At 44.3% G+C, this 201-nt stretch carries 1 protein-coding gene; it reads right to left on the bottom strand.

Annotation, left to right across the window (positions count from 1 at the left end):
- On the bottom strand, positions 1-201 hold a 201-nt coding region (locus tag Q1A46_RS20910; RefSeq protein ID WP_299683614.1), incomplete at both ends, for a hypothetical protein.

The raw sequence follows: 201 nt of genomic DNA on the forward strand, positions 1-201 counted from the left end.
ACATCTGTGTTCGTTCCTGTACTATAATCTGCAGCAGTTACTGTACCATCGGCATCAACTCCTGAACCTAAAGTAAGTGTTCCACTTCCATAACTTCCATTATCATCTGCATCGGCTGTAGCATCTCCGAAAGCTTCATCTGCATCATTACAGCCATCTCCGTCACTATCGGTATCTAAGAAGTCTGGACTTCCTGGATCA

This window comes from uncultured Tenacibaculum sp. (assembly GCF_947502995.1).
Taxonomy (GTDB): domain Bacteria; phylum Bacteroidota; class Bacteroidia; order Flavobacteriales; family Flavobacteriaceae; genus Polaribacter.